Origin of the sequence: Maribacter sp. Asnod2-G09 (genome assembly GCF_045063795.1) — a bacterium.
Lineage (GTDB): Bacteria > Bacteroidota > Bacteroidia > Flavobacteriales > Flavobacteriaceae > Maribacter.
The window spans coordinates 317,503-342,255 of the sequence record NZ_JBEFOA010000004.1 but is presented as its reverse complement, the minus strand read 5'-3'; the positions used below and the strand labels follow the sequence as shown (position 1 = coordinate 342,255).

The 24,753-nt window shown below is 35.2% G+C and carries 21 protein-coding genes; 11 read left to right on the top strand and 10 right to left on the bottom strand.

What is annotated here, in order from left to right; genetic code table 11:
• Window positions 1-3: 3 nt before the first annotated feature.
• Together ACJJVT_RS08645 and ACJJVT_RS08640 are read right to left on the bottom strand one after the other, a co-directional pair.
• A complete protein-coding gene (locus ACJJVT_RS08645) occupies window positions 4-744 on the bottom strand; it encodes a tyrosine-protein phosphatase (protein WP_405397955.1) in 741 nt (246 codons plus the stop codon).
• A 325-nt stretch (window positions 745-1,069) separates the two neighbouring features.
• A complete protein-coding gene (locus tag ACJJVT_RS08640) occupies window positions 1,070-1,822 on the bottom strand; it encodes a helical backbone metal receptor (RefSeq protein ID WP_405397953.1) in 753 nt (250 codons plus the stop codon).
• A 322-nt stretch (window positions 1,823-2,144) separates the two neighbouring features.
• Here ACJJVT_RS08640 and ACJJVT_RS08635 point away from each other — a divergent pair, with 322 nt between their 5' ends.
• Both ACJJVT_RS08635 and ACJJVT_RS08630 read left to right on the top strand, forming a co-directional pair.
• On the top strand, window positions 2,145-5,522 hold the full coding sequence (locus tag ACJJVT_RS08635; RefSeq protein ID WP_405397952.1) for a methylmalonyl-CoA mutase family protein: 3,378 nt from the start codon (window positions 2,145-2,147) through the stop codon (window positions 5,520-5,522).
• Between the two features lie 90 nt (window positions 5,523-5,612).
• Entirely contained in the window at window positions 5,613-6,194 is a 582-nt protein-coding gene (locus ACJJVT_RS08630) for a tRNA-(ms[2]io[6]A)-hydroxylase (protein ID WP_405397950.1), read from the top strand.
• Window positions 6,195-6,208: 14 nt separating this feature from the next.
• Here ACJJVT_RS08630 and mnmE read toward each other — a convergent pair whose 3' ends face one another.
• Entirely contained in the window at window positions 6,209-7,606 is a 1,398-nt protein-coding gene (gene mnmE / locus ACJJVT_RS08625; protein WP_405397949.1) for a tRNA uridine-5-carboxymethylaminomethyl(34) synthesis GTPase MnmE, read from the bottom strand.
• Window positions 7,607-7,717: 111 nt separating this feature from the next.
• Here mnmE and ACJJVT_RS08620 point away from each other — a divergent pair, with 111 nt between their 5' ends.
• Window positions 7,718-8,146, top strand: coding sequence for a hypothetical protein (locus ACJJVT_RS08620; RefSeq protein WP_405397947.1), 429 nt, complete (start codon window positions 7,718-7,720; stop codon window positions 8,144-8,146).
• A 73-nt stretch (window positions 8,147-8,219) separates the two neighbouring features.
• Window positions 8,220-8,588, top strand: a complete 369-nt coding sequence (locus tag ACJJVT_RS08615; RefSeq protein ID WP_405397945.1) for a DUF4870 domain-containing protein — start codon at window positions 8,220-8,222, stop codon at window positions 8,586-8,588.
• Window positions 8,589-8,657: 69 nt separating this feature from the next.
• Here ACJJVT_RS08615 and dnaN read toward each other — a convergent pair whose 3' ends face one another.
• Both dnaN and ACJJVT_RS08605 read right to left on the bottom strand, forming a co-directional pair.
• Window positions 8,658-9,776, bottom strand: coding sequence for a DNA polymerase III subunit beta (dnaN, locus tag ACJJVT_RS08610; RefSeq protein ID WP_073246393.1), 1,119 nt, complete (start codon window positions 9,774-9,776; stop codon window positions 8,658-8,660).
• 277 nt (window positions 9,777-10,053) lie between these two features.
• The gene (locus tag ACJJVT_RS08605) at window positions 10,054-10,884 is read right to left on the bottom strand and encodes an S-adenosyl-l-methionine hydroxide adenosyltransferase family protein (protein WP_405397943.1); all 831 of its coding nucleotides are present in this window, start codon (window positions 10,882-10,884) and stop codon (window positions 10,054-10,056) included.
• Window positions 10,885-11,013: 129 nt separating this feature from the next.
• Between ACJJVT_RS08605 and ACJJVT_RS08600 the strand changes: the two genes are divergently transcribed.
• Together ACJJVT_RS08600 and ACJJVT_RS08595 are read left to right on the top strand one after the other, a co-directional pair.
• Window positions 11,014-11,967, top strand: a complete 954-nt coding sequence (locus ACJJVT_RS08600; protein ID WP_405397942.1) for a PhoH family protein — start codon at window positions 11,014-11,016, stop codon at window positions 11,965-11,967.
• Window positions 11,968-11,975: 8 nt separating this feature from the next.
• Window positions 11,976-12,932 carry a phosphoribosylaminoimidazolesuccinocarboxamide synthase gene (locus ACJJVT_RS08595; protein ID WP_405397941.1) on the top strand — a complete coding sequence of 319 codons (957 nt, stop codon included), beginning with the start codon at window positions 11,976-11,978 and terminating at the stop codon, window positions 12,930-12,932.
• Between the two features lie 2 nt (window positions 12,933-12,934).
• On the opposite strand, the gene ACJJVT_RS08590 is transcribed toward ACJJVT_RS08595, so the two are convergent.
• The 3 genes from ACJJVT_RS08590 to ACJJVT_RS08580 form a co-directional block, all read right to left on the bottom strand.
• Window positions 12,935-13,591, bottom strand: coding sequence for a PolC-type DNA polymerase III (locus tag ACJJVT_RS08590; RefSeq protein ID WP_405397940.1), 657 nt, complete (start codon window positions 13,589-13,591; stop codon window positions 12,935-12,937).
• A complete protein-coding gene (locus tag ACJJVT_RS08585) occupies window positions 13,591-15,516 on the bottom strand; it encodes a DUF294 nucleotidyltransferase-like domain-containing protein (protein ID WP_405397939.1) in 1,926 nt (641 codons plus the stop codon). Before ACJJVT_RS08585 ends, ACJJVT_RS08590 begins: the two co-directional genes overlap by 1 nt.
• A gap of 89 nt (window positions 15,517-15,605) precedes the next feature.
• On the bottom strand, window positions 15,606-17,030 hold the full coding sequence (locus ACJJVT_RS08580; RefSeq protein WP_405398951.1) for an L-serine ammonia-lyase: 1,425 nt from the start codon (window positions 17,028-17,030) through the stop codon (window positions 15,606-15,608).
• 186 nt (window positions 17,031-17,216) lie between these two features.
• On the opposite strand from ACJJVT_RS08580, the gene dnaK reads away from it, so the two are divergent.
• Window positions 17,217-19,118 carry a molecular chaperone DnaK gene (gene dnaK, locus ACJJVT_RS08575; RefSeq protein ID WP_405397938.1) on the top strand — a complete coding sequence of 634 codons (1,902 nt, stop codon included), beginning with the start codon at window positions 17,217-17,219 and terminating at the stop codon, window positions 19,116-19,118.
• Window positions 19,119-19,220: 102 nt separating this feature from the next.
• On the top strand, window positions 19,221-20,150 hold the full coding sequence (locus tag ACJJVT_RS08570) for a hypothetical protein (RefSeq protein WP_405397937.1): 930 nt from the start codon (window positions 19,221-19,223) through the stop codon (window positions 20,148-20,150).
• A gap of 2 nt (window positions 20,151-20,152) precedes the next feature.
• Here ACJJVT_RS08570 and ACJJVT_RS08565 read toward each other — a convergent pair whose 3' ends face one another.
• Together ACJJVT_RS08565 and ACJJVT_RS08560 are read right to left on the bottom strand one after the other, a co-directional pair.
• Complete coding sequence (locus tag ACJJVT_RS08565) at window positions 20,153-20,710, bottom strand: GNAT family N-acetyltransferase (RefSeq protein ID WP_405397936.1); 558 nt, start codon at window positions 20,708-20,710, stop codon at window positions 20,153-20,155.
• Entirely contained in the window at window positions 20,707-21,351 is a 645-nt protein-coding gene (locus tag ACJJVT_RS08560) for an alpha/beta hydrolase (protein WP_405397934.1), read from the bottom strand. Before ACJJVT_RS08560 ends, ACJJVT_RS08565 begins: the two co-directional genes overlap by 4 nt.
• 64 nt (window positions 21,352-21,415) lie before the next feature.
• On the opposite strand from ACJJVT_RS08560, the gene ACJJVT_RS08555 reads away from it, so the two are divergent.
• The 3 genes from ACJJVT_RS08555 to menD are packed head-to-tail and all read left to right on the top strand — an operon-like array spanning window position 21,416 to window position 24,753.
• Window positions 21,416-21,838: a PaaI family thioesterase gene (locus ACJJVT_RS08555; protein WP_405397932.1), complete on the top strand. Its 423-nt coding sequence runs from the start codon at window positions 21,416-21,418 to the stop codon at window positions 21,836-21,838.
• Between the two features lies 1 nt (window position 21,839).
• Window positions 21,840-22,952 (top strand): chorismate-binding protein, encoded by a 1,113-nt coding sequence (locus ACJJVT_RS08550; protein WP_405397929.1) that lies wholly within the window; start codon window positions 21,840-21,842, stop codon window positions 22,950-22,952.
• Between the two features lie 49 nt (window positions 22,953-23,001).
• A complete protein-coding gene (menD, locus tag ACJJVT_RS08545) occupies window positions 23,002-24,753 on the top strand; it encodes a 2-succinyl-5-enolpyruvyl-6-hydroxy-3-cyclohexene-1-carboxylic-acid synthase (RefSeq protein ID WP_405397927.1) in 1,752 nt (583 codons plus the stop codon).

The following is a 24,753-nucleotide window of genomic DNA, read 5'->3' as shown; positions in this document are numbered from 1 at the left end:
ACATTACCTGAAATTATAAATAGTCTTTTCAATTATAGGCTTAATAAGCATCAATGTTTTTTCATTGATGCTTATTTTTTTGAGGTAATTTAGTTGTGTCATTTTATGGACATCGCTAGCTACAAAATCTATTAAATTATTCTTCAAAAGATACAACGCTGTTTGTTTTACTTCTTTACCGTAATACTCACCTAAGGATAAAATATTTAATTGAAATAACAATCCTTCATTTTTATATCGTGAATACGCATTCAGGTTTTTATGCAAATACGCATACCGTTCAGGATGCGCGAATATTGGAAACAAGCCAGCGCTTTTTATTTTTTCGACCGAGCTGTCAAAATTAATAGAAGCCTGTAAGTATGACATCTCTATTAAAAGATAGTTTTTTGCTAGAGGCATAATATCTTTATCTTCTAATATTTTTTCAAAACCAGAATCAATCATGTGCTCTGCTGCAGCCACTACATTTACATGCCCTAAATTGTTCATTTTTAAAGCATTCTTAAGTAGTAATAATGAGCTGCTAATCGTGTTAGGATTGTTAGGGTAATAGTTCTCCATAATATGCGGAGTACAGATGAAATCGGTTACCCCGAACTTATTAAAACTTTTTATAAGTTCAATAGAATCTTCAACAGTTTTTGCGCCATCATCAATACCAGGTAATATGTGATTGTGAATATCTATAAACCCTTCAAGATGATCTATTAAAAAATGTTTTTTAGAGAAAAAGCTGAACATAAATTAAAATTAGATTTTGGTGATCTGCAGCGGCAGTAGTTACCAAAGTTAGTGTTTATTAAGATGCCTTTTTTTTAGAGCTAGCAAAAGTGTTGTGACAAAATATTTATTTCTTGCACTATACCAGCATCTACTATGTTGATAACTATAAAATTGTGCTATTATTTTAGGAGAGAAATGGTTTTTGCATTGTTGGTACCCGTAGAGCTATTTGAGCTTGGTGTTATAATTTGATAAATACCGTGAACTATTTATAATTGTTGGTTTTATTCATTGTATTGAATTATTAAAAGCAGATTCTCAAATAGAATATTTTGAATATAAATTAAGATTCAATAGGTTTTACATGCAGCTGTCTTGAGCCATACCAAGAAAAGAATTCTCCGTCTGCTAATCTAACTTCTGTATTCTTTAAAACGCCCTTAATGGTTTTTAGATGTTCTTCGTTAAAAGGGTAGGGTTCAGATGATAATAGCACTACATCAGGGTTATAATCATTTATTTCTTGCAATGTAATACTGGGGTAGCGATTTTGGTCAGCAAACACGTTTATATAGCCACACCTGTTCAGCATGTTACTAATATAGGTATCACCACCCACGGTCATATAGGGGTCTTTCCAAATAAGATAGACCACTTTTATTGACGGTCTTTTTGGTTTTAATATGTTACTTAGTTGCGTGATGATTTCCGTAGCTCGTTTAGAACTAGAAGTTATTTGACCAATTTGTTCTATCATGTTAAGACTGTCATCAAAGGTTTTTACGTCGCTAATCCATACAGGTGCAGATTCGCTTAATAATTCAATCTGTTCCTTGATATTTTCCTCTTTGTTAGCGAGAATCAAATCTGGTTTAAGTTGTAAAATCTTTTCTAGTTTTAGGTCTTTTGTACCGCCAATCAAACTTTTCGTGAAATACGGCTTATTAGGGTGTACGCAGAACTTAGTACAACCAACGACTTTATCGCCCAATCCTAAATCGAACAATAACTCTGTGATAGAAGGAACAACAGAAACAATTCTAGAGGGTGTAGAATTAACTTTGATTTGATTTCCTAGTTGGTCTTTGTATATCATGATTACAGCAGTAAAAAGAGTCGTAAATCTACCCTTTTTTTACGTGAAGTATTTAGCAAACAAAATCAATCCATGATCTCAAAAATATCAATTCGTCAAATTTCAGACGTATATTTATTAATCAATCATATTTAAAGCTCAGAATTAAAGAAAATTGAAATAATGCTAATTAAAATCTTTATTTTCGTATCAGCTTAAAATTGTTGTTGCAACATCAATATGTGTAAGAGCTGTAATGTATTGAACAATGATTAATTGAAACATAATTGATTCATCATCTCGAAAAAAATCAGGCTGCTAAAAATTAAATTGAGTATTTAAAATGAACGATATCATACAAACTCCTTATAAACCGCTAAATCATATTCGTATAGTGACTGCGGCTTCTCTTTTTGACGGTCATGATGCCGCTATAAATATTATGCGGAGAATCATACAATCTACCGGTTGCGAGGTTATTCATTTAGGTCATAACCGCTCTGTGCAAGAAATTGTAGATTGTGCTATTCAAGAAGATGTGCAGGCTATCGCAATTACTTCTTATCAAGGCGGACATGTAGAATACTTCAAGTATATGTATGATTTGTTGAAGGAGAGAGGTGCGTCGCAAATTAAGTTGTTCGGTGGTGGGGGTGGAACAATTCTACCTGAAGAGATAGTAGAATTGCATGCCTACGGTATAGAGAAAATATATTCTCCTGATGACGGTCGTGCCATGGGGCTTCAAGGTATGATCAATGATTTGATTCAAAAAAGTGATTTCACGGTAGGGGAAAATTTAAATATAGAATTAAGCGAATTAGAAGAACTTAGTTACGCCGATATTGCAAGATTGATTTCTTCTGCAGAGAATTTTCCTGTAAAGCATGAAGTTGTTTTAAATACCATCAGAAAAAAGGTTGAAACAAAAAAGGTAGCTCCCGTATTAGGTATTACAGGAACAGGAGGCTCTGGTAAATCATCGTTAGTAGATGAATTAGTGCGCCGTTTTCTTGTTGATTTTGAGGATAAAAAGATTGCAGTAATTTCAGTAGACCCTTCTAAACGTAAAACGGGTGGAGCATTATTGGGGGATCGTATTAGAATGAATGCCATTTTTAATGATAGGGTATACATGCGTTCTTTGGCTACACGCCAGTCAAATTTAGCCTTATCAAAATACGTGAAAGATGCCGTAGATATTACCAAAGCTGCTGGTTTCGATCTAATTATTTTAGAAACCTCTGGTATTGGTCAGTCAGACACTGAAATTACCGAACATTCAGATGTGTCTTTATATGTTATGACTCCGGAATACGGTGCGGCAACACAACTTGAAAAAATTGACATGCTTGATTTTGCAGATTTAATTGCTTTAAACAAGTTTGATAAAAGAGGGGCTTTAGATGCTTTGCGTGATGTGAAAAAACAATACCAGCGTAATCATCAGTTATGGGATACTCCGGCAGAAGAACTTCCGGCTTATGGTACTATTGCATCCCAGTTTAATGATCCGGGCATGAATCAGTTGTACAGGGCGGTTATTGATACTTTGGTAGCTAAAACAGATGCCAAGGACTTAACATCGACTTTTGAAAGTTCAAGGGAGATGTCTGAGAAGATTTACATCATTCCGCCAAAAAGAACAAGATATCTTTCTGAAATAACAGATACTATTCGTGATTATAACGAAAGGTCTGAGCATCAAAAAGCGGTTGCTCAAAAACTATTCAGTCTTAAAGAATCTTCTGAAATATTAAAAGATAAGGAAGAGGTGTTAAGGGCTATTGAAGCCGCGAAGGAAGAATTGCAATTAGATCTTGATCCGCATAATCAAAAAATAATTGATGAGTGGAATGAGAAGAAGGCTAATTATGAAGGAGATTTTTTCACCTACATAGTTAGAGGTAAAGAGGTAAAGGTTGAAACAACGACCAAATCGTTATCACAGACACAAATACCAAAAGTGATTTTACCTAAGTACGAAGGTTGGGGAGATATTTTAAAATGGTCTTTACAGGAAAACGTACCGGGGGAATTTCCTTTTACGGCAGGGGTTTTTCCATTTAAAAGACAAGGTGAAGACCCAACTAGAATGTTTGCTGGTGAGGGCGGACCTGAAAGAACAAATAAGCGTTTTCATTATGTTTCAAAGGGATTGCCGGCAGCTCGCTTGTCTACGGCTTTTGATTCGGTGACGTTATATGGAGAAGACCCAGGTGATCGACCAGATATTTACGGAAAAATAGGAAATTCAGGAGTAAGTATTTGCTGTTTAGATGATGCTAAAAAATTATACTCCGGATTCGATTTATGTGCGCCGACTACTTCGGTTTCAATGACTATTAATGGTCCTGCAGCGACTATTGCCGCATTTTTTATGAATGCCGCTATTGATCAGCAATGTGAGAAGTATATTAAAACCAACGGATTAGAAACTGAAGTCAATAAAAAGATTGATGACATCTATAAGAAGTTAGGGGCTAAGCGCCCAACCTATGCAGGTGAGTTGCCAGAAGGTAATGATGGTCTTGGTTTGTTTCTGTTAGGGGTAACTGGTGATCAGGTTTTAAAGGCAGATGTATATGCCGAACTTAAGGCAGATGCATTATCGAAGGTTCGAGGTACGGTACAGGCAGATATACTAAAAGAAGATCAAGCACAGAATACCTGTATTTTTTCTACGGAATTTTCATTGCGCTTAATGGGTGATGTACAACAATATTTTATAGATCAGAAAGTCCGTAATTTTTATTCGGTATCCATTTCTGGTTATCACATTGCAGAAGCAGGGGCGAACCCGATTAGTCAGTTAGCATTTACATTAGCCAACGGCTTTACATTTGTAGAATATTACCTTTCTAGAGGTATGCATATAGATGAGTTTGCACCCAATCTTTCTTTTTTCTTTAGTAACGGACTTGATCCCGAATATGCGGTAATTGGTAGGGTGGCAAGAAGAATTTGGGCAAAAGCCATGAAGTTGAAATATAACGGGAATGAACGTTCTCAAAAGCTGAAATATCATATTCAAACATCAGGGCGCTCTTTACATGCTCAAGAGATAGATTTCAATGATATTAGAACAACTTTGCAGGCACTTTATGCCATTTACGATAATTGTAATTCATTGCATACCAATGCGTATGATGAAGCAATTACCACGCCTACAGAGCATTCTGTTAGAAGGGCTATGGCAATACAATTGATTATCAATAAAGAGCTAGGGTTGGCTAGAAACGAGAACCCGATGCAGGGATCTTTTATTACCGAAGAGTTGACCGATTTAGTTGAAGAAGCCGTTATGGTTGAGTTTGATAGAATTACGGATCGTGGCGGAGTGCTTGGAGCAATGGAAAGCATGTACCAACGCAGCAAAATTCAAGAAGAGAGTATATATTATGAAACGAAGAAGCATACGGGAGAACTGCCAATAATTGGGGTGAATACTTTCTTATCATCTAATGGTTCACCTACTATAATACCAGAAGAGGTTATTCGTGCAACAGAAGATGAAAAGAAGGCACAAATAAACAATCTTGAAGATTTACAGGAAAGAAATGTAGCTATAGCAGAAGAATCTTTAAAATCTTTGCAGGATATTGCATTGAATAATGAGAATACTTTTGAGCAATTAATGGAAACCACTAAATATTGCTCTTTAGGTCAAATTACACATGCCATGTTTGAGGTAGGAGGGCAGTATCGTAGAAATATGTAATACTGTTTTATGCCTCATATTTAAAAATTATATGAGGCTTTGTTGGTTGTATTTCGGTATTGACACCTACTTTTACAAAAAACGAATATCATGCTGCATCTAAAATTAGCTACTGACCCGCGTTGGGTCAATATTGTAGAAAAGAATCTTGAAGAGATTTTAACGGATCACGCATGGTGCGAACAAAAAGCGGCTACTAATGCTATTACCATTATTACACTAAATTCAGAATATCCGGATTTGGTAACTGATTTACTTCTGCTAGCGCAAGAAGAATTAGTGCATTTTCAAATGGTGCATGATATTATTAAAGAGCGCGGTTATACACTAGGTCGAGAACGTAAGGATAGCTACGTAAATGAGCTTTACAAATTCATGAATAAAGGTGGTAGTCGATTACAGTCTATGGTAGATCGGCTATTATTTTCTGCTATGATAGAAGCCAGAAGCTGCGAACGTTTCAAACTACTTTCAGAGGAAATTAAAGATACAGAATTATCTAAGTTTTATTATGATTTAATGGTAAGCGAAGCGAGTCATTATACTACTTTCATTGGCTTTGCTCGTAAATATGGTCAAGATGTTGATGTCGACAAACGCTGGCAAGAGTTAGTTGAGTTTGAAGCAGAAGTGATTAAAAACTATGGAAAAGATGAGACCATTCATGGTTGATATTTTTACAGTGGTTACTTACCGATACAAAAATTAGCAAAAATATTTCCCAACAATTCATCATTCGTCACTTGCCCGGTGATTTCTCCTAAATGATATAATGCTTCTTTAACATCGATTGCCATTAGGTCGCTTGAAAGATTTGCTTTCATTCCAAATTGTACCTTTTCTATTACTTCTAATGCTTTTAACAAAGAGTCGTAGTGGCGAGTATTGGTTACTATAGTTTCGTTATTGCGAAGTGCACCTGTATTTACAAATTCTAAAAGGCTGTTTTGTAATTCCTCAACACCTTCGCCTGTTTTGGCTGATAGATATTTTACATCATCTAAATAGGTGCCTATTTTCTTTTTATCCTCCTCTGAAAGGGTATCTGATTTATTAACCAATAAGACTAATGGTTTTTGCGGATTCTGATTTTTTATCTTTTCAAAATCGATAACAATATTCTTTAATTTTTTATCGTCAGCTAATATTTTTGAGCCATCAACCAATAGTAAGACTACTTGTGCTTGCTCTATCTTTTCAAACGTTCGCTTAATACCCATGCCTTCCACAACATCTTGGGTCTCGCGAATACCTGCAGTGTCAATAAATCGAAATCCTATTCCGCCAATAGAAATTTCATCTTCTATAGTATCACGGGTGGTGCCTGCAATATCTGATACTAAGGCGCGCTCTTCATTCAAAAATGCATTTAAAAGTGTTGATTTGCCTACATTGGGTTCACCGACAATTGCTACAGGAATTCCGTTTTTAATCACATTTCCTACTGCAAAAGAATCTATTAAGCTTTGTAATACTTTTTGAATACGTGTAAGTAGTTCTTTAAACTGAGTACGATCCGCGAATTCTACATCTTCCTCAGAAAAATCGAGTTCTAGTTCAATTAAAGAGGCGAAATTTAATAGCTCTGTTCGTAACTGCTTTATTTCATTACTGAATCCGCCACGCATTTGTTGCACAGCAATTTGGTGACTAGCGGCATTATCACTAGAAATTAAATCGGCAACTGCTTCTGCCTGACTCAAATCCATTTTACCATTCAAGAATGCCCTTAACGTAAACTCACCTGCATCTGCTGTTCTGCATCCGTTTCTAAGAAATAACTGAATAATTTGTTGTTGTATATATGGTGAACCGTGGCAAGATATTTCTATTACGTTTTCTCCTGTATATGAATGCGGGTCTTTAAAAACGGATATTAGTGCTTGGTCTAGTACATTTTTTCCATCCTTTATATATCCTAAATGTATGGTGTGACTTTTTTGATTTGCAAGAATTTTACCTGAAACCGATTCAAAATGTTTGGAAGCAATAGTAATTGCATCTGTGCCTGAAAGTCTAATAATTGCAATGGCTCCCGCACCTGCCGGAGTTGCTAATGCTATTATGGTATCGTTTTGAATCATCTTGCAAAAATAATCATTTATTAACTGTTGTAGTTTTCTTAATTTAATTGCATTTTGTTTTCAGTATGTATTTATATAGTAATTTTGCATGCTATAAAATGTAATTTAAAAATGAAAAAAGTATTTGTATTGTTGGCGTTTATGTTGGTTAGTTCTTTAGCTATGGCTCAAGATGATGCCCCTGAAACTACTGGTGAAATCACTGTTACTCAGGAAAAAGAAATGGAACAGGTCAAGGAGAATGTAGAGAAGGCAAAAGCTGAAGCTAAGAAAGAAAAGAAAGAAGCTGCAGCGAAAAAGAAAGAGGAGGCAGCAAAAAAGAAAGAAGAAAAGCTTCAAAAGCAAATTGATTCTAAAGCAAAATCTATTTCTAAAGAAGAAAAAAAAGTTGAAAAATTAAAAGGTCAGCTTGAAAAAGGAAAACTAAAAGGAACACTTTCTCCTGTTGATATTCAGAAATTAGAAGATAAGGTTGCTAAGAGTCAAATGAAGATTATGAAAGAGCAAGAGAAGCTTACAAAATTGAATAGAAAACTATAATTTTTTTAAAAGTTGTAACAATTTGCGACTTTATGCGTCTTATTTGTAGTATTCATCATTAAATCAATCAAAAATGGAACTAGTAAATAAAAACGCAGTAGTTGTTCGAGAAGACCGTAATTTATTGGTCATTACTCATTTGTCTCAATATTTAGATTTTGTAACAGGGTTTGGCGGACTCGTAGTACCGCTAGTAATTTGGTTAACGACCAAAGATTCTGTTATAGGTATGGACGAGCATGGTAAATCGGTAATCAACTTTCAATTAACGTTACTATTATATCTTGTAATCGGAATTCCTGGTATCCTGTTATTCGGACTCGGTATCTTATTATTAATGTTCGCGGGAATTTTATCAATTGTAATGCCGGCAGTAAATGCAATAAAGGCTAGTAACGGAGAATCGCCTAGCTACTTTGGAACCATGCGGTTTATATCGTAAGCATATTATAAAACAAAAAAAAAGGGTCAGTTTAATAACTGACCCTTTTTAGTTTATATATTTTATGTACTAGCTGTTAAGCATAACAGGCATTACTAACATCGTTACAAATTCACCTTCATCTAAACCATCAGTTGGGGTAAGTATACCTGCACGGTTTGGTAGACTCATTTCTAAAGAAACTTCATCAGATCCTAAGTTGTTCAACATTTCTGTTAAGAATCTAGAGTTGAATCCGATTTGCATATCATCACCTTGGTAAGAACATGTTAATCTTTCTTCTGCCTTGTTAGAGTAATCAAGATCTTCTGCAGAAATATTTAATTCTGCACCAGCTATTTTTAAACGTATTTGGTGTGTCGTTTTATTAGAGAAAATAGAAACCCTTTTCACTGAACTCAAAAATTGATTTCTAGCTATCGTAAGTTTATTCGGATTCTCTTTTGGTATTACCGCTTCGTAATTAGGGTATTTACCGTCAATTAGTCTACAGATCAATTCGGTTTCTTCAAAGCTGAATTTCGCGTTGCTCTCATTGTACTCGATAAGTACATCAGATTCACTACCTGCTAAAATTCCTTTTAATAATGTCAAAGGCTTTTTAGGCATAATGAACTCAGCTACTTGAGAAGCTCTTACGTCTGTACGTTGGTATTTTACTAATTTATGTGCATCTGTTGCAACGAACGTTAAGTTCTCTGGAGAAAACTGAAAAAAGACTCCGCTCATTACGGGTCTTAAATCATCGTTACCAGCAGCAAAAATTGTTTTGTTGATTGCAGTTGCTAAAATATCTCCAAGTAATGTCGTAGAACTTGGACTAGTTAATTCAACCGCTTTTGGGAATTCTGCACCATCAGCATATGCTAGTGCATATTTACCGTGGTTAGAACTAATTTCTACGGTATTGTTATCCTCAACAACAAAAGTAAGTGGTTGCTCAGGGAAGGTTTTTAAAGTTTCTAAAAGCAATCTTGCCGGTACAGCAATAGTACCTTCGTTATCAGAATCTACTTTTATAACTGAACTCATGGTGGTTTCCAAATCGGAAGCTGACACGGTTAGTTTGTCCTTCTGCAAATCGAACAGAAAATTATCCAAGATTGGTAACGTGTTACTGTTGTTGATTACACCTCCTAATATTTGAAGTTGCTTTAGCAAATAGGTACTTGAAACTATAAATTTCATTCTTTAAATTTTATTGATATTAATCTTGAGTTCACAAGAAAAATAGGTTTAAACTCCTTATTGTTGGCAGTTTTCGTTACCAACAAAGATATTTTAATTGCCCTTTTTAAGGAAACAAACTTATTAACAGTTTGTTGTCGGTCAAGGTAGTGTATAACACTAGGTATTACTAACTTAAGCTTTTAATATTTGTAATTGACCATTAGTTATTAACTTTTGGTGATTTCGTATTATTTAAAAATACGCTTAAATTTTCATGAAATGGAATTTGCTGCCGCTATTCAAAATCTACCATAATGGTATCTCTGTAATCTAGGCCTAATAGGGTAGAGGCACCACCAACGGTGGTAAGATTACTTTTGTAGATTGCCAATTCAATATAGTCTGACGAATTAAATATAGCCAAAAGATCTCCTGCACTTTTGCGATGATTTTTTTCTAAACTATAATCTATAAAGTCATTATAAGCTTTATGAATTTTGTCTAGTTTATGATTACGTGCAATAAGGGTATAATTACGATCTTTTCGATAGGCATCAAATAAATTTTTACGAATATTGGTAATAACGTTACCATAGTTATCAATATAGATAACACTGCCAATAATCTTTTTGCCATCTTCGACAATTCTTGGTGAAAACTCTCTTAGGTCGTTTAGTGCTGTAAATGGTTTGCCGACAATTTCTAAAGTGCCACCACGAGCAATATGGCAGGCTACCTGAATAAATACATTTAAAACAGGAAACGAATTAGCTATGGAATCTGGTAAATTTATTTCGACCACTTTCTCAGGGGTCATTTCAGAAGTAATGAGCCCAATGACGCCGGTATTTGCGCTAATAAAGTAATGTCCGTTTACAAGTGCTACTACATGCTTGTTATCTGGTGTCTCTTCAGAATCTACGCCTACAATATGTATCGTTCCTTTTGGGAAGCTTTTGTATGAGTTGGAAAGTATGTATGCACACTCGTGAATGTTGAAGGGCATGATGTCATGCGAAATATCAACAATCTTGGCATCGGGCAATTCTGTATATATGGAGCCTTTTAATACAGCTACAAAGTGATCTTTTAATCCGAAATCTGTTGTTAGGGTGATTATTGCCATACAGCAATGTTGATATGTTTTTGGTTAGTCGAACTTAAAATTTGCTTAAATTTGATATACAAAATTAAACAAAAAACAGCGATTAGAAACTAATCTTCGCTAACTATAAATCATAATAAAACTGACTGTTTGAACGAGATAATTCTAGAACTTACCGAAATTAGCCCGAGAGAGTTTTTTGGGCAGCAAAATGAACATATTGATTTATTAAAAAAGTACTTTCCGAAATTGAAAATTGTTGCACGTGGCAATAAGATAAAAGTCTATGGAGACGAAGAACTTTTAGAAGAGTTTGAAAAACGGTTCGATCTACTAACCCAGCACTTCATTAAATATAACAAGCTAGATGAAAATAGCATTGAAAGGGTGTTGACAAGTTCTGAAGATGATCATCCAATTTCATCGAAGAATAGTGGAGAGACATTGGTGCATGGTGTAAGCGGTAGGTTAATTAAAGCCCAGACTGCTAATCAACGTAGATTGGTTGATGCCGCCAAAAAGAACGATATGGTTTTTGCTATCGGTCCGGCTGGTACAGGTAAAACCTATACCGGTGTTGCACTTGCGGTAAAGGCCTTAAAAGAAAAACAGGTAAAGAAAATTATTTTAACTAGACCCGCTGTTGAAGCTGGTGAGAACCTAGGTTTTTTACCGGGAGATCTAAAAGAAAAGCTTGATCCTTATATGCAACCTTTGTACGATGCGCTAAGAGATATGATCCCTGCAGAGAAGTTGGTGCATTATATTGAAAACGGTACCATACAAATTGCCCCTATGGCATTTATGCGTGGTAGAACGTTAGATAATGCCTTTGTTATTTTAGATGAAGCTCAGAATACTACGCATGCACAGATGAAGATGTTTCTAACCAGAATGGGTAGAAATGCAAGATTTTTAATAACGGGCGATCCGGGACAAATTGATTTGCCTAGAAGAACAATTTCTGGCTTAAAAGAAGCTTTGTTAATTTTACAGAACGTAGAAGGTATAGAGGTTATTTATCTTGATGATAAAGATGTTATACGCCATAAACTGGTGAAAAATGTTATTGAAGCTTATAAAACTATTGAACATCACAATTAAAAAATTACATGTCAAATAATACTATTTACGAAACAGAATTCAATTTTCCTGGTCAAAAGAATGTCTATAAAGGCAAAGTAAGATCGGTTTATACCTTAGAGAACGATATGTTAGTCATGGTGGCAACAGATAGATTGTCTGCTTTTGATGTTGTGATGCCAAAAGGTATACCTTATAAAGGGCAAATTCTTAATCAGATTGCGACTCAGATGATGGCTTCTACCGAAGATATTGTTCCAAATTGGTTGACTGCTACTCCTGATCCAAACGTGGCTGTTGGTGTTGCTTGTGAGCCTTTCAAAATTGAAATGGTAATTCGTGGATACTTGTCTGGTCATGCCGCTAGAGAATATAAATTAGGCAAAAGAATGCTTTGTGGCGTTGCAATGCCCGACGGAATGAAGGAGAATGATAAATTCCCGAGTCCGATTATTACTCCTGCAACTAAGGCAGAAATGGGAGACCATGATGAAGACATTTCTAAAGAAGATATTTTAAGTAAAGGAATAGTTTCTGCGGATGATTATGCTGTATTGGAAAAGTATACATATGCTCTTTTTCAAAGAGGTACAGAAATAGCTGCTGATAGAGGATTGATTTTGGTGGATACTAAATATGAATTCGGAAAGACAAAAGAGGGTAAAATCGTATTGATTGACGAGATACATACGCCCGATTCTTCAAGATATTTTTATTCTGACGGATATCAACAAAGACAAGATGCAAACGAACCACAAAAGCAACTTTCGAAAGAGTTTGTAAGGCAGTGGTTGATTGCAAATGACTTTCAAGGTTTAGAAGGGCAAACGGTACCTGAAATGACCGATGAATATATAGAATCGGTTTCTGAACGTTATATTGAACTTTACGAACACATCACTGGTGAATCTTTTGTAAAGGCTGATACTACACATATTAACGATCGTATCAATAGAAATGTATTGAGTTATTTGGAGAGTCTATAAGGCTATCTAAGTAAATATTTAAGCGAGAAATTTTTCTTTTCCTTTAAACGAGAAATGATTTTTAAAAAGGCGACTGCTGTAATATAGGCGTCGCCTAATGCTGTATGCCTGTCTTTTCTTGAAATGGAAAATTTTTCAGCAAGCTCATCTAATGTGTAATTAGATTTTGGTTGCACTAAGTAAGATTTAATCAGCGTTTTTTTATAGATAACTCCCGTATCTAATACCGTGTTTTTTAGTTTAGGTAGACCGTTTCTTTCTAAAGCAGTATTGAGCATTCCCATATCAAAACCAGCATGATGTGCTACTATGATGGCATTGCCTACATATTCAAGAAATTTCTCTAGCGCTAAAGCTTCACTAATACATTCTCGTTGTCCGTTTTTTAAGAGTCCGTGTACATGAACAGTTTCTTTATTGAATTTTTCTTGTTCTAAATAGATATCAAATACTTCTTGTACAGAAATGGTTTCTTTCTTGATTTTTACAGCACCAATAGAAAGTATACGGTCATCTTCAAAACTGAAACCTGTGGTCTCTGTATCTAATACTACAAATATTAATTCATTGAAATTTTTACTCGTAGACTCCTTGAAAAGGGAGGCATATTTTATCCAGTAATCAGGTAGATTTTTAGGTGTTCTTTTAAATAATCCCATTATCCTAAAAAATTAGTGACCTTAAAGCGAAGTGTGATCAATTCTTGAATTTCTTTAATGGCTTTAAAGGTGCGCTTTAATTTCATTTTTTCTTGCTTGCTCAATTGATCTAGTTTAATAAATCTACCTGAATCATGATTAGCTAATCCTTGTCGTGTTCTAAATTTTAATAATGCTTTGGTGGCATAAGAGCATGCCAAGTATAACTCTTGATTATTTGGTTCAAGTTCTGCTAACTTCTCATAGCGTTCCCAGGTATTGCTTATTGCTTTTACAGAATGCGATAGTATTAAAACTCGGGCAGCATCTATCAACGGTCTTAATGCTCTACTTTTTAAATCGAAAAAATCTTTGTGTTGTCCGTCTTGTTCTACTACAAATTGTCTAAAGAATCCTGTTGGTGACGGACTTTGAAGTGCGCCGTTGGCTAAATGCACTAAAAAAATAGGATAATTCTGAACGGTTCTAAAAATATGGTCAGACATGTTATCTAGCAAACTTCGCTCACCAAATGCTAAGCTATAATCAAAAAATATGGAGGACATCAGTACTTCATTCGGCCCGGGGTTACCGATCCAGTACGATAATTTGTTTTTCCATTCCTCTAGACTTAAGCACCATTTAGGGTTAGAGGCCATCATATCTGCTGGGCAGTATTCGTAACCTATAGTATTTAATCCTTTGGTTATAAGCTTTGAAAGTTCTAGAAAGTAAGTGGTAGTTTTTGGTAAATCTTCTTCAGGTACATCTTCAAATACTAAGGCATTATCTTGGTCTGTATGTAAGAGCTGTTCACTTCTACCCTGACTTCCTAAAGCCAACCATGCAAATTTTACTGGAGGTGGATTATCCATCTTAGCGATAGAAATTTCCACTACCTGTTTAATACATGTATCATTCAGTTCAGAAATTATCTTAGCAATTAATCCTAAAGGAATATTTTGTTCTAAATATCCAGATAACAGTACCATTACACTTTTTCTAATCTGCTTTATTTTTTTAATTCGTGAGGTACGTTTTATAGCTTTTACTAGTACAGCAGGATTATCGCCCAAGGAAACCATAACGTCGTGCTTAGATAAAATACCTAATGCAGAAGTATTAGGTGTGCCGTCTTCAGTTATAATCAAATGGCTGATGTTACTCTTCATCATGGCCATTTGTGCCTGGGTTATAGTAAGGTTCTTTGGGTAAGTTATGACGGGCGTTGTCATTATTGATTTTACAGAAGCGGTAATAGGTTGTTCACCTGATATCACTTTATTTCTAAAATCTTTATCAGTTATAATACCAACGGGTAAATCTTTGCTTATCACTAGAATAGAACCAATTTTCTTTTTAGACATGATATCAGCGGCCTTTTTTATAGTTGTTCTTGTAGAACAGGTCACTAATTTTTTAGAATAGCTGGCTAATTGTAAATCTGGTAATACAACCTCTTTACTGATTTCTTCTTCCTCTTCACCTTCATGATCAAAGAGCTGTCCTTTTTGGCTTTTAGCATAAGGATTACGGGTGTTGGAGGCAAAACTCTCCATTAGAAAAATAGTTACTTCTTCGTTCTGCTTTGCAATAGGTTTAAAAATTTCGATTGGAATTCCGTAAAGAATACATTCTTCATGAGCCCTAGCTTCAAGTTTGTAATTTTCATTGGCAAAAAGAGGGCGTAGTCCAAATATATCGCCTTCGTCGCAATAGTCAAGTATATTAGTAGTAGCAGGATTGTTTAATGTAACAGCCCCTTTATGAACTAAATAAAAATGTGAATGCTGAGGTTCATCTACTGAGAAAATAACACTGTTCTTTTCCTTATAAACAATAAGTACTTGTTCAGCTAACTGAAATAACGATTTACTATCAAGAACATTAAACGGAGGATAGTTTTTTATAAAATCGGCTACCCTTTCAGAAATCAGATTTTTCATATACTAAAGTTAGCGGAATATCGACTTATAAAAAAAGGACATCCATTTATACAACTACAAATTAAAAGTAGCTACTTTTTGAAACAGAATTAACAATCGCTCAAGAAAACACCAACAGCCAATCCGCCTTCAGAGGTTTCTTTATATTTAGAACTCATGTCTTTTGCGGTTTCCCACATGGTCTGTACCACTTTATCTAAAGGAACTTTCGCTGCCGATGGGTCAGAACCCAATGCGAGCTCTGCGGCATTAATAGCTTTTATGGCACCCATAGAGTTTCGTTCTATACATGGTATTTGAACCAAACCTCCGATAGGATCGCAGGTGAGTCCTAAATGATGTTCCATCGCAATTTCTGCTGCCATAAGTACCTGTTCGGGAGTGCCGCCTAATAATTCTGTAAGTGCACCTGCAGCCATAGCAGACGATACGCCTATTTCTGCTTGACAGCCACCCATTGCCGCCGATATGGTAGCTCCTTTTTTAAAGATGCTTCCTATTTCGCCAGCAACTAATAAAAATTGTTTTACATGTTCAAAATTACCTGCATGGTTTTCAATGACCATATAGTACATTAATACAGCAGGTATTACTCCCGCGCTACCATTTGTAGGTGCGGTAACCACACGACCTAAAGATGCGTTTACTTCATTTACGCTCAATGCAAAACAACTTACCCATTGTAAGATCTGTCGAAATTTTACTTCTGTCTGTCGTATGGTCTGTAACCATTCTTCGGGTGTGGAGTAGGGCAGGTCACTTTTTAGCTTCGTGTGCATTTCGAAAGCACGACGTTTTACATTTAATCCGCCAGGTAAGGTTCCTTCTGTGTGGCATCCGGTATACATGCATTCTAACATGGTAGACCAAATACGATTTAGTTCATGGTCAATCTTCTCATCATCTCGTAAGGATCTTTCATTTTGTAATACCAGTTCAGAAATTTTTAATCCTTCCGTATTACAAAAATCTAATAACTCAGTTCCTTTCTGCACCGGAAAAGGAAACTTATTGAACATGTCAACTTTTCGTTTGGCATTTTTTCGCTCCTCGCTAACAACGAAACCGCCGCCTATAGAATAGTATGTTTTTGAAATGATCCTACCAGATTTCAATTTTGCCTTAAACTTTAAACCGTTAGCATGAAATGGTAGAAACTCTTTATTGAATATAATATGTTTGCTTGGATCGAAACTGATGCTGTATTTACCATCTAAAAGTAATACTTGCTTCTTTTTAATTTTATCTATTAACGGGTGAATAGTGTCAATTGGTACTAATTCTGGATCGGCACCTAATAAACCTAACATAACGGCATAGTCGGTGGCATGACCTTTACCGGTTAAAGATAACGAACCATATAAGTGTACTTCGACTTCTTCAACTTTTTCGAGGTTGTCTTTCGAGTTTAAACGAGCTAACCACCTTTCGGCAGCGCGCCATGGTCCGAGCGTGTGGGAACTTGAAGGACCTACACCAATTTTTAGCATATCAAAAACACTGATACTCTCTATTTCCAAATCAATCTTATTTTAAGGCTAAGGTACAATGTTTCATACACCTATTAACTATACTAAAATGGCATATTTTTTAGGAGCAGATGACGATTAATGACATCATGTCAGTTTTTCTTGCTTGGCATATTGTTTGTCAATTACTAATCGATTGTAAAATAAAGCACTTAATTTAAAACATATAAAATGAGTAAGATTATAGGAATAGATTTGGGTACTACCAACTCCTGTGTTTCCGTAATGGAAGGTAATGAGCCAGTAGTAATTCCGAATGCAGAAGGAAAAAGAACAACACCATCTGTTATCGCCTTTGTTGAAGGTGGTGAAATTAAAGTTGGTGACCCAGCAAAAAGACAAGCAGTAACAAACCCAACTAAAACCATTTATTCTATTAAAAGGTTTATGGGTAACAAATACACAGAGTCTAGTAAAGAAGCTGGTAGAGTACCTTATAAAGTAGTAAAAGGTGATAATGATACACCAAGAGTTGATATAGACGGTCGTTTATATTCTCCTCAAGAATTATCTGCAATGATTCTTCAGAAAATGAAGAAAACTGCAGAAGATTATTTAGGTCAAGAAGTTTCTCGTGCAGTAATTACTGTACCAGCATACTTTAATGATGCGCAAAGACAAGCTACGAAAGAAGCTGGTGAAATTGCAGGTTTAACTGTAGAGCGTATAATCAACGAACCAACCGCAGCTTCTTTAGCTTACGGTATGGACAAAAAAGATACTGAACAAAAAATAGTTGTTTTTGATTTTGGTGGTGGTACGCATGATGTATCTATCTTAGAATTAGGAGATGGTGTTTTTGAAGTATTGGCTACTGATGGTGATACGCACTTAGGTGGTGATGATGTTGATCAAAAAATTATCGATTGGTTAGCTGATGAGTTCAAGTCTGAAGAAGATATGGACCTTAGAAAAGACGCAATGGCTTTACAACGTTTACGTGAAGCTGCTGAAAAAGCGAAAATTGAATTGTCATCTTCTGCACAAACAGAAATCAATTTACCATACGTTACAGCTACTGCTTCTGGACCAAAGCACTTAGTAAGAACATTGACAAGATCAAAGTTCGAGCAATTAATTGCTGACTTGGTAAAAAGAACAATTGAGCCATGTGAGACTGCTATGAAAGCAGCAGGGCTTTCTAAGAGCGATATCGATGAGATTATCTTAGTTGGTGGTTCTACTAGAATACCTGCAGTACAAGAAGCTGTTGAGAAATTCTTCGGTAAAAAGCCTTCTAAAGGTGTAAACCCAGATGAGGTTGTTGCAATTGGTGCAGCGATACAAGGTGGTGTTTTAACTGGTGATGTAAAAGATGTATTGTTATTAGATGTTACTCCGCTTTCATTAGGTATTGAAACTATGGGTAGTGTAATGACTAAGTTAATTGAGTCTAACACAACAATACCTACTAAAAAGTCTCAAGTATTCTCTACTGCTGCTGATAACCAACCTTCGGTTGAAATTCACGTATTGCAAGGAGAAAGACCAATGGCTAACGATAACAAAACAATCGGTAGATTCCATTTAGATGGTATTCCACCAGCGAAGAGAGGTACTCCTCAAATCGAAGTAACTTTTGATATTGATGCTAACGGTATAATTAAAGTATCTGCAACTGATAAGGCTACGAACAAAACTCAGGATATTCGTATTGAAGCTTCTTCTGGTTTAACTGAAGAAGAAATCAAGAAGATGAAAGCTGAGGCTGAAGCAAATGCTGAATCTGATAAAAAAGCGAAAGAAACTGCAGACAAGTTGAACGAAGCAGACGGAATGATTTTCCAAACTGAATCTCAACTTACTGAATTTGGCGATAAATTATCTGATGATAAGAAAAAACCAATTGAAGATGCTTTGGCTGAATTAAAAGCTGCATATGAATCAAAAGATTTGGCTGTTATTACACCAGCTTTAGATAAAATCAATGAAGCTTGGAAAGTTGCATCAGAAGAAATGTACAAAGCGCAAGCTGACGCACAAGGTGGTGCTGCTCAAGGTGAGCCAACTGCTGATGGTGGTGCTTCTGAAGGTGATAACGTTGAAGACGTTGATTTCGAAGAGGTTAAATAATATAACTATTATTTATTATAGAAAAGGGACGGTATATACCGTCCCTTTTTACTTTTATAAGATATTCTTTTGTCCCTATTTTTAATAAAGTAATTTTGCAGTATGATCAAGAAATACCATTTTATTTTTTTAACGGTTTTTATAACAGCTTTTTCTAGCGTAAGAGGACAAGAAATTCAAATCTTTACCCTTGCGGATTTTGGCTTAATGGGAGATGTGAAATCTTGTTTGGTAAGTACCGATTATGGCAAAGAAGAATATGACTTTAATAAAAAAGGCTTCTTGATAAAGTCGGTGACTAGGTACAATGACCAAGATTATGATGCTGTTTATTACAAGTATAGCAATGATGATCTTTTAGAAAAGCGCTCAGAATCTTATAGAAATGGTATATTTGATGCAAGTACTTCTATTGCGCATTTTTACGAAATAGACTCTACCGATAATTTAAAAATACAAGAACGTATTTTCTCTTATGAAAAAGAGTTTTTAGATGAGTACATATATGGCTATGATGAGTTTGGCGATTTAATAAGTATTCAGCGAACTAATAATAACGGTACAGATATTACGCTTATAGAGCATAAGAAGTTTAAAGGTGAGAATACTGTTACTTATCTATTGAACGATGCTCCTGTAAAATCTATTCGTACATCTACCCTAAAACCTATTAATAAAGCTGCCCAAAGAATTGTTTTGACCAAAGAGTATTTAAATGGTGAAGAGAATGATGCCTTTGAAGAAGTGTATACTATGGATGATAAATTAATGGCACAGCAAGAGTTTGAATATAATTCGCAATTAAAGAAATTTGAGCCAACCACGCGTACGAGTTACGAATATGACGAAAAGGGTATGCTAATTTCTGAAATAGCAAAGAGAGGTGCTGGTATTATTAAGAAAGAATACATTTATCAATACGACAATTCTGAAGTTGGTAATTGGATCAAGCAGATTGTAACACCCGACAATACCTATACTACGAGAAAAATAACCTATTACCCAGCTGAAACTACCGTTATTAAAGAGTAGTACTATTTCTGATTGCTTTGCCATTCTTCTCGTAAAAGACCATAGCAACAGGTATTTCTTTTAAAACCATTAAGTAAGTAAACATCTTTACGAAGCATACCTTCTAATGTGCAACCTAGTTTTTCAACTGCTTTTCTTGATGCCATATTTCTTTCATCTACACGAAATTCTACTTTTTCAAAATTCATGGTAGTAAAAGCATATTCAAGCATTAATTTTTTCATTTGGGTGTTTAACCCGGTACCTTGAAATTCACGACCGATCCAAGTAGAGCCAATATGCAGGACTTTATTTTTTGAATTGATATGCATAAAACGGGTGCACCCTGCAAATACGTTATTCTTTCTATCATAAACAATAAAGGGTATGCTAGTGCCAGCTTTTTGCTGTTCTAATGCAGTTTCTACATAGTTTTTTAAACTTGCAGGTGTTGCAATGTCAGAAGGGGAGTATTGAACTAGTTTTTCTTGTGATGCAATAGAAATAAGCTTTTCATAATTGTCTATTGTCAGCGGACTCAATATAACCCGTTCATTTTCTAAAGTTGGTGTGTTGCTCATTCTGCCAGTTGATTTATAATTTCTTTTTTAACCTCATGTCCGCCATCAAAAGTGATATGTTGAATAGTGTCACCAAAAAGCACTTTAAGTTTGTTATTCTCTTCTATTAATTTGTCTGGAGTAATATATTGATCCTTGTTGCCGAAAACAGAAAATATCTCAGTATCCATTTTTAAATGGGTAAAATCTGATTTTTTTAATTCTGTTGGTATTCCGCCAGCATAGAGAATCAATTTTGAGCAAGTCATTTTAGAATACGCCAAATACCTTAATGCTATAGAAATGCCTTGCGAAAATCCGAAGAAAACAATTTTACAATCAGACGGAAGCTTTTCATTTTCTAAAACAGCATCTAAATAATGATAAAGATTCTCGGTTTCAAGTGCCGTATTTTCTTTTGTTAACCAACTTGCGCCTACATGTTTATATTCATTTTTTAAATAATATTTAGAAGGAGCTTGTGGGGCAATGATGTAATTTTCATTCTTAGGTAACTCGTTGAAATATTTAAGAAAGAATCGACTTAAGAAACCAATGCCATGAAAAACGATCCAAACTTGTTTTGTTTGGCTAGTTAATTCATTTAAAGTCTCATAGGTATTGGTGGTTTTATAAGTGACATTTTTTATTTGGTTCTCCATTAATCTATCATTTCGGTTCGGCTTTTCTGTTGGTAATGTAATGCTTAATTTTACAAAAAAAAGGATGAACGACTACAAAGAAAAAATTCTGAAGATTTGTAACGAAACTTCTAAGAATACCTTGATGGAAACCTTAGATATTGAATACATCGATGTAGGGGAAGATTTTTTGTTAGCCAAAATGCCCGTAACACCTAAAGTACATCAGCCAGACGGTGTTTTACATGGTGGTGCAACAGCTGCATTGGCAGAAAGTGTAGGTAGTGCTGCATCTTATGTTTTTTTAGATGGTAATAAATACTTTGTTAGAGGATTAGAAATCTCTGCAAATCATGTTAAGAGTGTAAAAGAAGGATTTGTTTACGCAAAGGCTACCATTTTACACAAAGGTAGAACTACACAGTTATGGGAGATTAGAGTGACTAATGAAGATGATCAATTGGTTTCTCTTTGTAAATTAACCACTATCGCATTACCTAAAAAATAGTATGGTAAATGAACTTTTTGATCGAGCTGCAAATTGCTTGAAAGAGCAGTTGCCGTTTGTATTGTATAGCAAACCTAATGAATCAGAACTGATTGGTGTTTTTCAAAAGGATGACACCGTTCATAAGGTTAGTGATTTCACTGAAACAGGATTCGTTTTTGCTCCGTTCGATTTGAATTCAGAAGCTATACTGTTGAAAATGGATGCTTTCGAAAAGGTACCTTTGAATTTATCTCATGAAGCTCTATCTGCAGAGAATAATACATTTAATAACAATTCTGCAGAGAAATCGAGATATACTAAGTTGATATCGAATGCTATTGATAAAATCGATGAAGGTGACTTCAATAAAGTAGTTTTGTCAAGGAAAATAGAAGTTGATTGTAAAGACGATTTCTTTGAAATATATCAACGAATTCTTCAAGTTTATAAAAAAGCATTTTGTTATTTCTGGTATCACCCAAAAATAGGGACTTGGATGGGTGCTACGCCAGAAATTTTAGTAAAAAGTAACGGTTCTCAATTTACAACAATGTCTTTGGCAGGTACTCAAAACTCAGTAGGTGATACTGAGCCAATTTGGGCAGAAAAAGAAATACATGAGCAGCAATTGGTTACCGATTACATATTTGATACTTTAAAAGATAAGGTTGTTTCTCTAAATAGTTCTGAACGCGAGTCTGTTAGGGCAGGTCAACTTTGGCATCTTCGTACGGAGATGAAAGGTACTTTTGCTCCGAATAAATTTGGTGATGTATTAAAAGCGCTTCATCCAACGCCTGCTGTTTGCGGTAGTCCGTTAGAGAATGCAAAGAAGTTTATTTTAGAAAACGAACTGTATGATCGAACTTTTTATACGGGATTTCTTGGGGAGCTAAATATGAAATCAGAGCTGTCTAGAAATAGAAACCGAAGAAATCAAGAGAATAGTGCCTATAGAAGTGTGATGAAAACTTCAGAGCTTTATGTAAACCTTCGTTGTATGCAATTGTTTAAAGATAAAGCCGAAATTTATGTGGGCGGTGGTATAACCGCTGACTCTATTCCAGAGAAGGAGTGGGAAGAAACTGCTTTAAAAAGCAATACCATGTTTCGTGTTCTAGACGGTAAATAGATTAGTAACTTTTGGGTAATAACCCGCTTTGGTCGTATTTTTGAACTACATGAAATACTCCGCAATACCTACCGCACAATCTATTGTTCAACATTGCCAGGCAAAGAATATTTCTAATATAGTAATATCGCCGGGATCAAGAAATGCACCGCTTACCATAGCGTTTGTAGAGAATCCTTTTTTTACTTGTTACAGTATTGTAGACGAGCGTTGTGCTGCCTTTTTTGCTTTAGGTATGGCGCAACAATTGCAAAAGCCGGTGGTAGTGTTGTGCACATCTGGTAGTGCGCTTTTAAATTATTACCCAGCAGTCGCAGAGGCATATTTTAGTAATATTCCGTTGATAGTTATTTCTGCCGACAGACCCGTGTATAAATTAGGAATAGGAGATGGGCAAACTATTAATCAGCGAAATGTATTTGAAAATCATATTAGATACTCAGCTAATCTAAAGCAAGATGTCAGTCATGCTACAACAAAAGTTTTACAATACAAATCTGAGTGGCTTTCAGATAGAGCCGTAAATGATGTGCAACGAGAAGTGCAGAATTATAATGATGGTCAATTGAACCTTGCTCTTGAAATTGCACTGACCTCTAATACTCCTATTCATATAAACGCACCTTTTGAAGAGCCTTTGTATGAAACAGTATCAGCACCTACGATATCTCCGCAAATTAGTGCGATACCTGCTGAGGTAGTTCATGTTGTTGATTTAAAGCAGCACAGAAATATTTGGAAATCTTCTGTTCGTAAAATGGTATTGGTAGGGGTGAATACCTCTAATGCTATTAAAGATATAGTTTTAGAAAAGCTAGCTAATGATCCTAGCGTTATCGTGTTAACAGAAACTACATCTAACATTCATCATCCTAATTTTTTCAATAGTATAGATTCTTTAGTTGTTCCCATTGAAATGCATGCCGAAACGGAATTGGAATTTGAAAAACTGAAGCCAGAGGTATTGATTACTTTTGGCGGACTCATAGTTTCTAAAAAAGTAAAAGCATTTCTAAGAAATTACGCACCCAAACATCATTGGCATATTGGCGGTCAATTTGCAAACGATACTTTTTTCTGTTTAGAAGAACATATTAAAATTTCGGTCAATGATTTTTTTAGTGAAATGTATGTAGACAATACCAATCTAAAAAGTGAGTATTTCTCTCATTGGAATATAGTAAAAGAGAAATATGAGCTTAAAAGAGATGATTATTTAAAAGAAATTCCGTTTTCAGATTTTCTAGCATTTAATCATATTTTAGCAGCTATACCTAACGATTATATGTTGCAGCTGGCAAACAGTTCTACCATTAGATATACGCAGTTATTTAATGTTAACCCTACACTGAAAGTATTTTGTAATAGAGGTACAAGTGGTATAGATGGTAGTACATCTACTGCAATAGGTGCATCTTTGGCAAGTGACTCACCTACACTTTTTATAACAGGTGATCTTAGCTTTTTCTATGATAGTAATGCATTGTGGAATAGTTACTTAAAGCCTAATTTTAGAATTATTGTTGTTAATAATAATGGCGGCGGAATTTTTAGAATACTTCCGGGGAAGGAGAATTCTGATGTTTTTGAAACCTATTTTGAAACCAGGCATACCTTATCGGCAGCGCATCTTTGTGCGATGTATGGTTTCAATTATTTAACGGCAAATTCATCTGAAGAACTAGAAGAAGAATTAAGTACATTTTTTGATGAAACCGGTCGTCCGCAATTACTGGAAATTACTACGCCTACATTAAAAAACGATAAAATTTTGATTGATTATTTTCGTTTCATATCTTAG

Bases quoted from the DNA above. Each gene is read 5' to 3' on its own strand.
- ACJJVT_RS08645 (WP_405397955.1), bottom strand. From the start codon at position 744: ATGTTCAGCTTTTTCTCTAAAAAACATTTTTTAATAGATCATCTTGAA.
- ACJJVT_RS08640 (WP_405397953.1), bottom strand. From the start codon at position 1,822: ATGATATACAAAGACCAACTAGGAAATCAAATCAAAGTTAATTCTACA.
- ACJJVT_RS08635 (WP_405397952.1), top strand. From the start codon at position 2,145: ATGAACGATATCATACAAACTCCTTATAAACCGCTAAATCATATTCGT.
- ACJJVT_RS08630 (WP_405397950.1), top strand. From the start codon at position 5,613: ATGCTGCATCTAAAATTAGCTACTGACCCGCGTTGGGTCAATATTGTA.
- mnmE (WP_405397949.1), bottom strand. From the start codon at position 7,606: ATGATTCAAAACGATACCATAATAGCATTAGCAACTCCGGCAGGTGCG.
- ACJJVT_RS08620 (WP_405397947.1), top strand. From the start codon at position 7,718: ATGAAAAAAGTATTTGTATTGTTGGCGTTTATGTTGGTTAGTTCTTTA.
- ACJJVT_RS08615 (WP_405397945.1), top strand. From the start codon at position 8,220: ATGGAACTAGTAAATAAAAACGCAGTAGTTGTTCGAGAAGACCGTAAT.
- dnaN (WP_073246393.1), bottom strand. From the start codon at position 9,776: ATGAAATTTATAGTTTCAAGTACCTATTTGCTAAAGCAACTTCAAATA.
- ACJJVT_RS08605 (WP_405397943.1), bottom strand. From the start codon at position 10,884: ATGGCAATAATCACCCTAACAACAGATTTCGGATTAAAAGATCACTTT.
- ACJJVT_RS08595 (WP_405397941.1), top strand. From the start codon at position 11,976: ATGTCAAATAATACTATTTACGAAACAGAATTCAATTTTCCTGGTCAA.
- ACJJVT_RS08590 (WP_405397940.1), bottom strand. From the start codon at position 13,591: ATGGGATTATTTAAAAGAACACCTAAAAATCTACCTGATTACTGGATA.
- ACJJVT_RS08585 (WP_405397939.1), bottom strand. From the start codon at position 15,516: ATGAAAAATCTGATTTCTGAAAGGGTAGCCGATTTTATAAAAAACTAT.
- dnaK (WP_405397938.1), top strand. From the start codon at position 17,217: ATGAGTAAGATTATAGGAATAGATTTGGGTACTACCAACTCCTGTGTT.
- ACJJVT_RS08570 (WP_405397937.1), top strand. From the start codon at position 19,221: ATGATCAAGAAATACCATTTTATTTTTTTAACGGTTTTTATAACAGCT.
- ACJJVT_RS08565 (WP_405397936.1), bottom strand. From the start codon at position 20,710: ATGAGCAACACACCAACTTTAGAAAATGAACGGGTTATATTGAGTCCG.
- ACJJVT_RS08560 (WP_405397934.1), bottom strand. From the start codon at position 21,351: ATGGAGAACCAAATAAAAAATGTCACTTATAAAACCACCAATACCTAT.
- ACJJVT_RS08555 (WP_405397932.1), top strand. From the start codon at position 21,416: ATGAACGACTACAAAGAAAAAATTCTGAAGATTTGTAACGAAACTTCT.
- ACJJVT_RS08550 (WP_405397929.1), top strand. From the start codon at position 21,840: ATGGTAAATGAACTTTTTGATCGAGCTGCAAATTGCTTGAAAGAGCAG.
- menD (WP_405397927.1), top strand. From the start codon at position 23,002: ATGAAATACTCCGCAATACCTACCGCACAATCTATTGTTCAACATTGC.